The sequence below is a fragment of the Vibrio sp. Vb2131 genome (assembly GCF_033338535.1).
Classification (GTDB): domain Bacteria; phylum Pseudomonadota; class Gammaproteobacteria; order Enterobacterales; family Vibrionaceae; genus Vibrio; species Vibrio alginolyticus.
On the sequence record NZ_JAWOSW010000018.1, the window covers coordinates 84,010 to 91,708 of the forward strand.

The following is a 7,699-nucleotide window of genomic DNA, read 5'->3' on the forward strand; positions in this document are numbered from 1 at the left end:
GTTATTGTCACTGGCACCAGTTCAAGGATGAACCAAAAACAATAGTTAGCGCTTTACAAATTACAGGCACCTGTCTCGATTGCCGCGCCAGTGAACTCTGTCATTGTCCCTTAACTAAGCACATCGAGGTTGTTTGGGTGTAAAACGTTGGAGTATACTGGCGCCCTCTAAAGGACTCAGATTGAATGCAATAAAACCAATTATGACTAAAGCACAAAACGTCGACCCAAGTGAAATTAAGAAATTCGAGGACATGGCTTCTCGATGGTGGGATTTAGAAGGCGAGTTTAAGCCGCTTCATCAAATTAACCCACTTCGTTTGAACTATGTACTTGAAAAAGCAAATGGCTTGTTTGGCAAGCGCGCACTTGATGTCGGCTGTGGTGGTGGCATTCTTGCTGAAAGCATGGCAAAAGAAGGCGCTATTGTGACGGGGCTTGATATGGGTAAAGAACCATTAGAAGTCGCGCGACTACATGCATTAGAAACAGGTACTCAACTGACCTACATTCAGAGCACAATAGAAGACCACGCTATAGAAAACGCAGGAACTTACGATGTCGTGACTTGTATGGAGATGCTTGAACACGTTCCAGATCCTCTCTCCGTTATCCGCTCTTGTGCTGCACTAGTCAAACCCGGTGGTCACGTGTTTTTCTCAACTTTGAACCGAAACATTAAGTCGTACTTATTTGCTATTGTCGGTGCTGAGAAGCTTCTTAAGATTGTTCCTGAAGGCACTCATGAGCACGATAAGTTTATCAAGCCAGCCGAAATGATGAAGATGATAGACCAAACTGACCTGACGGAAATGGGCATTACTGGGCTTCATTACAACCCTCTAAATGACAGCTACAAACTCGGTCGTAATGTAGATGTAAACTACATCGTTCATACTAAAAAATACTGAACGCTATTAAGTTAAAAAATGAGTTTTGTGATTGACATTTTTTAAAGAAAATGAATCGGAAGCGGTAGCACATAGTTGCCGCTTTTTTTGTCTTTTTATGGCTAAAATTCGTGCTCTAGATTCCATTTTGACCAAGCTATTTTTCGTAGATAAAAACGGCCAAAGATCAAGGAAAATATTTTTGCATGCGGTTATTTCTAAACCGATCTCGAAACCGTACTTTTAACCATTCAAGTCTGCCCTTTTCTCATCGGTTAGTGTTCACTTACTGATTTTTTTCATTTTGTCAGTTATCCACAAGTCATCCCCGATCTGTACCTTGATAAATCAGTGTAATAGCACTATCTTGTAACCCGCAAACAAATGAACCCCTATATGTTGTGTTTAAGCGACAATATATAGATAGACTTTGATCACAAAGCCGCCGCAAGCTTTACTCATATTGCACATAAACAAACAAAAATACGGCTTTTATCAGTTTTCTTAGGGAAATAAAGCAGAATGAACCAACAACTTACCGTCACCAAGCGTGATGGCCGTAAAGAAAGTATCGATCTGGATAAAATCCACCGCGTTATCACTTGGGCTGCAGAAGGTCTAGATAATGTTTCGGTTTCTCAAGTAGAACTTCGCGCTCACATCCAGTTTTACGACGGCATCACAACGACAGATATTCACGAGACAATCATCAAGTCTGCGGCAGACCTGATCTCTGAAGAGACTCCGGATTACCAATACCTAGCTGCTCGCCTAGCGGTATTCCATCTGCGTAAAAAAGCGTATGGCCAATACGAGCCACCAACGCTTTATGATCACGTGTCTCGCCTCGTCGATATGGGTAAGTACGATCAACATATTCTAGAAGACTACACAAAAGCAGAACTCGACGAACTTGATGCGTACCTCGACCATAAACGCGACCTAAATTTCTCATACGCGGCAGTTAAGCAGCTAGAGGGTAAGTACTTCGTACAGAACCGTGTTACGGGCCAAATTTACGAAAGTGCTCAGTTCTTATACATCCTTGTAGCAGCGTGCTTATTTGCGAAATATCCAAAAGCGACACGTCTTGATTACATCAAACGTTTCTACGATGCGACATCGACATTTAAGATTTCTCTACCTACGCCAATTATGTCTGGCGTGCGTACCCCTACTCGCCAGTTCAGCTCATGTGTTCTGATCGAGTGTGGAGACAGTCTTGATTCTATTAACGCAACAGCAAGCTCAATTGTTCGTTATGTATCTCAGCGCGCTGGTATTGGTATCAACGCAGGTCGTATCCGTGCATTAGGCTCAGAGATTCGCGGTGGTGAAGCATTCCACACTGGTTGTATTCCGTTCTACAAGTACTTCCAAACAGCAGTAAAATGTTGTTCACAAGGTGGTGTACGTGGTGGCGCAGCTACTGTGTTCTACCCAATGTGGCACGGTGAAGCACGCTCACTAATGGTACTTAAGAACAACCGTGGTGTTGAAGAAAACCGTGTTCGTCACATGGACTACGGTGTTCAGTTAAACAAACTGATGTACCAACGTTTAGTTGAAGGCGGCAATATTACGCTATTCTCACCATCTGATGTACCTGGTCTGTACGACGCATTCTTCGAAAACCAAGAAGAGTTTGAGCGTCTATACGTGAAGTACGAGAACGATCCTTCAATCAAGAAAGAAACGGTTAAAGCGATTGAAATGTTCACTCTGCTAATGCAAGAGCGTGCATCAACGGGTCGTATCTACATCCAGAACGTGGACCATTGTAATACTCACAGCCCATTTGATTCTGAAGTCGCTCCAGTTCGTCAGTCGAACCTATGTTTAGAAATCGCACTGCCAACGAAACCATTAACTAACGTTGAAGATGACTCTGGCGAGATCGCACTGTGTACGCTTTCTGCATTCAACTTAGGTGCTATCAAGTCTCTAGATGATTTCGAAGAGCTATCCGATCTTGTTGTTCGTGCGTTAGATGCACTGCTTGATTACCAAGATTACCCTCTACCAGCGGCATACAAATCGACTATGAACCGTCGTACGCTAGGTGTTGGTGTGATTAACTTTGCTTACTACTTAGCGAAGAATGGCGTGAAATACTCTGACGGTAGCGCGAACGGCCTAACTCACCGTACGTTCGAAGCAATGCAGTACTACCTATTGAAAGCATCTGTAGCACTGGCGAAAGAACAAGGTAAGTGTCCTTCATTCGACGAGACGAACTACGCGAAAGGCTTACTGCCGATTGATACGTATAAGAAAGATATCGACCTAATTTGTGACGAAGCGCTGCACTACGACTGGGACAGCCTACGTAAAGAAATTATGGAGCACGGCCTACGTAACTCAACACTGACTGCGCTAATGCCTTCTGAGACTTCTTCTCAGATTTCAAACGCAACTAACGGTATTGAGCCACCACGTGGTTACGTTTCAGTAAAAGCTTCGAAAGACGGTATCCTGAAGCAAGTTGTACCAGAGTTCACAGAACTTAAAGACAGCTATGAACTGCTTTGGAATATCGGTTCGAACGACGGTTATCTACACCTTGTGGGTATTATGCAGAAGTTTGTTGACCAAGCTATCTCTGCTAATACTAACTACGACCCGTCACGTTACGAGACTGGCAAGGTTCCAATGAAGAAACTACTTCAAGACCTGCTAACAGCGTATAAGTTTGGTGTGAAAACGCTTTACTACCACAACACTCGTGATGGCGCGAAAGATGAACAGAAAGACGCTGTTCAACCACAAGATGACGATTGTGCTGGCGGCGGTTGTAAGATTTAATCTTCCCGTACCTAGCGAACCCGTAAAGACAGACTATCGATAACCTCCCCCTTACGGGGAGGTTTAAAAGGAATTGAGGCATTATGGCTTACAGTACTTTTAACCAAAAAAAGAATGATCAATTGAAGGAACCAATGTTCCTAGGTCAATCAGTAAACGTTGCACGTTACGACCAACAAAAGTTTGAGATTTTCGAAAAACTTATCGAGAAACAACTTTCTTTCTTCTGGCGTCCAGAAGAAGTAGACGTATCTAGCGACCGTATCGATTACAACAAACTGCCAGATCACGAGAAGCACATCTTCATCTCTAACTTGAAGTACCAAACGCTTCTTGACTCTATCCAAGGCCGCAGCCCTAACGTGGCACTGCTGCCGCTTGTGTCTCTGCCAGAACTAGAGACTTGGATTGAGACTTGGTCTTTCTCTGAAACGATTCACTCTCGTTCTTACACACACATTATTCGTAACATCGTGAACGACCCTGCGGTGGTGTTTGATGATATCGTTGAGAACGAGCACATTCTGAAGCGTGCAAAAGACATCGCGCACTACTACGACGATTTGATTCAAGCGACGAATGATTACCATCGCTACGGTGAAGGTGAGCATGTCCTTAACGGTGAAACGGTTAAGGTTAGTCTGTACGATCTTAAGAAGAAGCTGTACATCTGTTTGATGTCTGTTAACGCATTAGAAGCTATTCGTTTTTACGTCAGTTTCGCATGTTCTTTCGCTTTCGCAGAACGCGAACTAATGGAAGGTAACGCGAAAATCATCAAGCTGATCGCTCGTGACGAAGCACTTCACTTAAACGGCACGCAGCACATGATCAACCTGCTACGTAACGGTCAAGATGACTTCACTTTCATGCAAATCGCAGAAGAGGCAAAACAGGACTGTTTTGACCTATTCAAAGAAGCGGCTGAGCAAGAAAAAGAGTGGGCAGAGTATCTATTCAAAGATGGCTCTATGATCGGTCTAAACAAAGACATCCTAAGCCAATACGTTGAATACATCACAAATATTCGTATGCAAGCGGTAGGTCTACCAGCAGCGTATCCAGAAGCAACAACCAACCCAATTCCATGGATTAACGCTTGGTTGTCTTCAGATAACGTTCAAGTTGCGCCTCAAGAAGCAGAAATCTCTTCTTACCTTGTGGGTCAAATTGACAATGAAGTTCGCGCAGATGACTTCGAAGGATTCGAGCTGTAATGGCAACACTCAAAATCAACAAACTGATCAGCATTGAATCCAACCCTTCCAATACGATTTTGGAAACAATGGAGCAAGCTGGCCTATTACCAGAATACAACTGCCGTGATGGGCACTGCGGCGCCTGTCGCTGCAAATTGGAGTCTGGTGAAGTGGAGTATGTTGGTTTTGCCATGGCTTACACACAAAGTGATGAAATATTACCTTGTATCTGTAAAGCAAAATCAGATTTGTCACTTAGCGGCGTTAACTACGCGATGAAAGAAAAGCAGCGCGCATAACGTTGACTCGACGGTATAAAATGCAAAAGCCAAGGTAATCACCTTGGCTTTTTTGTCTCTGTGTATTGTCTCTCAGACTACTGTATAGAGCTTTGGTTATAAAGCACTGCTCGGGAGGTGCATCTCTTTAACTTTCTCTAAAAATGCATAATGCGCAAACATCGGTTTACGTTCTAGGTAGCGACGCAACAAGTCTAGTGCTGCCGTGCTGATCACTTTAACTTGATCACTGCGCTGATACTTTTTCGAGAGTTTATATAACGCTCCCCACTCGCCTGACGGTGTCGATAAAGCGACGGAAAAAACGCCCTCTTCAATATGGCCAGTGACGAGTGATAAATCCGTCCCACACTTCTCTCGCGTAGCACCAGCCAGAGCAAACGTTTCTGCTAATGGATCTCCGCTGTTGGCCATCGCTTGAGTCAGGCTCGGTAGTATCCAACCATGCCCTAGTTGTTTTTCAGCGTTTTCATCACCGTTTAGCCAGTACGTTAAGTATCCTCCGCTACTTTTTTCGGAGGTCGACACTGTTAGTCCTTTATCGACCAACAACTGGCCGACATTTTCAACCATAGGTAAATCAATACTAACGGTATTACTCTCAAGGTGTTTATTAATTATCTGTACTAGTTTCAAACGCTGTTCAATCTGATCTGAAGGACCAAAAAGTTTCACTTCAATAAAAGGCAAGTAAGAGCGATACCCTAGCTCATAGTCTTGAGGAAGTTTTAGCTGATCTAGCTTATCTGAAATACCGGATTCAGATAGACCAAACGTGTAGATTCGACTACAACATGAACCTTGAACATCGGGAAACACTCTTCTCAGATCGGGAAGAATTTGTGTCTCTGCCATGAGCTTAAATTCACTTGGTACACCCGGTGTGAAATAAAAAATGGCATCATTAATCAGCATTTTGAAACCGCAAGCAGTGCCTATCGGGTTGTCCAATATCTCTGCCGTTTCTGGCAGCATTGCTTGCTTTAAATTACTGTCCGGCATAGGGATGCCACGTCGAGCATACAAACTTTCTAGATGCTGCAACCACTCTTTGAATAGCACCAGTTTACAATCGGCGGCTCTCGCGGCGGCGGCAGCACTCATGTCATCCGTTGTAGGGCCTAAACCACCATTAACAATAACCACATCGTTGTTAAAGCTGAGCATTAAAAACTCTTCAACCAAACTCGATAGGCTATCACCAACCGTTGAGCGCTTTGTTAAGCCAAATCCATGTTGATAAAACAGGCTAGACAACCATGCCGCATTAGTATCAACAATATCACCGTGGAGGACTTCCTCACCAGTACTAAGCATTGCTATTTTCACAACTGACTCCTGAACGTAAGCACAATCCTATTTTCGTTATAGCGCTTATTTTTCTTTTTATTTGGACAAATCTCGCCGAGGTTTGTTGGGACTAAATAAGGGTCAAGTGTTTAAATGATTGATGTTTTGAGGGATAATTACGAGCCCGAACATACACCATTAACTCGGAGACCTTTGTGTCAAAATCATCCATGTTCAAGACGACTCTAACAGGCCTTTGCTTGGCTTCGTCAGCGCTTGCGCACGCAAGTCACTATGACCTAAGCCGTCATACAGAGTTTTCTTACACACCTGATTGTTTGTCAGGTTACTGCGAAACGACGACTCTGTACACCTTCGAGGCTCAAAATCGCGGTGTTATGTATGAACAGAATAATGATGATTCGCTAAACCTTGACGCAGGGCTTCAGCCTAAACATCTCATCATCCCTCAAGATAAAGACTGGGATTATCTGATGGGTCAAACCTACACCATTCTAGGTCTCAGTATCGCGACCGTAGGCATGATGACTTTTCTTCCAGAAAGTATCACCAAATGGGACGAAGAAGACCGAGACATGAGTAAGTTGGGGCAAAAGTGGAAAGATAATGTCTCTGACGGCCCCGTTTGGGATCGCGATGAACATGTCCTCAACTACATCATGCACCCATATTTTGGCGGCGTTTACTACACGGCAGCACGTCACGCTGGCTATAATGAATTTCAGTCGTTTTTGTACTCCGCAACTATGTCGACGTTCTTTTGGGAGTATGGCGTGGAGGCGTTCGCAGAAGTACCATCTTGGCAGGATATTTTTATCACACCATTCTTTGGTGCTGTTGTTGGTGAAATGATGTTAACGGCTGAGCAAGACATTATTGCAAACGGCGGCGAAGTTATGGGCTCTGAAACCGCAGGTGATGTTTCGCTCTTCTTCTTAAACCCTGTTGGACATATTCATTATTGGGTAACTGATGCATGGGGCGGTAGTGCAGAACTACAATTCAATTCATCACCTTGGTTTGGAAACCAAGATGTTGCAAAATTCGCCATGGACGCAGGCGCAAACTACGACAGTCAATTTTATGGTGTCGAGTTAAAAGTAACCTTCTAATCCTAAGTTGATGACCCGTCCTGATATGGGTTGACACTTTTTAACTAAAACGCTCGATGTACTTCATCGGGCGTTTTGTATTTT

Annotated in this window: 6 protein-coding genes; 5 read left to right on the forward strand and 1 reads right to left on the reverse strand. The window is 43.8% G+C overall.

Features of this window, described 5'->3' with window-relative positions; translation table 11 throughout:
• The first annotated feature begins 202 nt into the window (after positions 1-202).
• The 4 genes from ubiG to yfaE all read left to right on the forward strand — a co-directional run bounded on the left by ubiG (position 203) and on the right by yfaE (position 5,192).
• Complete coding sequence (gene ubiG / locus R7E38_RS18200) at positions 203-910, forward strand: bifunctional 2-polyprenyl-6-hydroxyphenol methylase/3-demethylubiquinol 3-O-methyltransferase UbiG (RefSeq protein ID WP_005376820.1); 708 nt, start codon at positions 203-205, stop codon at positions 908-910.
• 501 nt (positions 911-1,411) lie between these two features.
• On the forward strand, positions 1,412-3,694 hold the full coding sequence (gene nrdA / locus R7E38_RS18205; RefSeq protein ID WP_005376819.1) for a class 1a ribonucleoside-diphosphate reductase subunit alpha: 2,283 nt from the start codon (positions 1,412-1,414) through the stop codon (positions 3,692-3,694).
• A gap of 83 nt (positions 3,695-3,777) precedes the next feature.
• Positions 3,778-4,911, forward strand: a complete 1,134-nt coding sequence (nrdB, locus tag R7E38_RS18210) for a class Ia ribonucleoside-diphosphate reductase subunit beta (RefSeq protein WP_005376818.1) — start codon at positions 3,778-3,780, stop codon at positions 4,909-4,911.
• The gene (yfaE, locus tag R7E38_RS18215; protein ID WP_005376817.1) at positions 4,911-5,192 is read left to right on the forward strand and encodes a class I ribonucleotide reductase maintenance protein YfaE; all 282 of its coding nucleotides are present in this window, start codon (positions 4,911-4,913) and stop codon (positions 5,190-5,192) included. Before nrdB ends, yfaE begins: the two co-directional genes overlap by 1 nt.
• Positions 5,193-5,288: 96 nt before the next feature.
• On the opposite strand, the gene R7E38_RS18220 is transcribed toward yfaE, so the two are convergent.
• Positions 5,289-6,521, reverse strand: a complete 1,233-nt coding sequence (locus tag R7E38_RS18220) for a CinA family nicotinamide mononucleotide deamidase-related protein (RefSeq protein WP_017820471.1) — start codon at positions 6,519-6,521, stop codon at positions 5,289-5,291.
• A 191-nt stretch (positions 6,522-6,712) separates the two neighbouring features.
• Here R7E38_RS18220 and R7E38_RS18225 point away from each other — a divergent pair, with 191 nt between their 5' ends.
• On the forward strand, positions 6,713-7,615 hold the full coding sequence (locus R7E38_RS18225) for a DUF3943 domain-containing protein (RefSeq protein WP_005376815.1): 903 nt from the start codon (positions 6,713-6,715) through the stop codon (positions 7,613-7,615).
• The last annotated feature ends 84 nt before the right edge of the window (positions 7,616-7,699 follow it).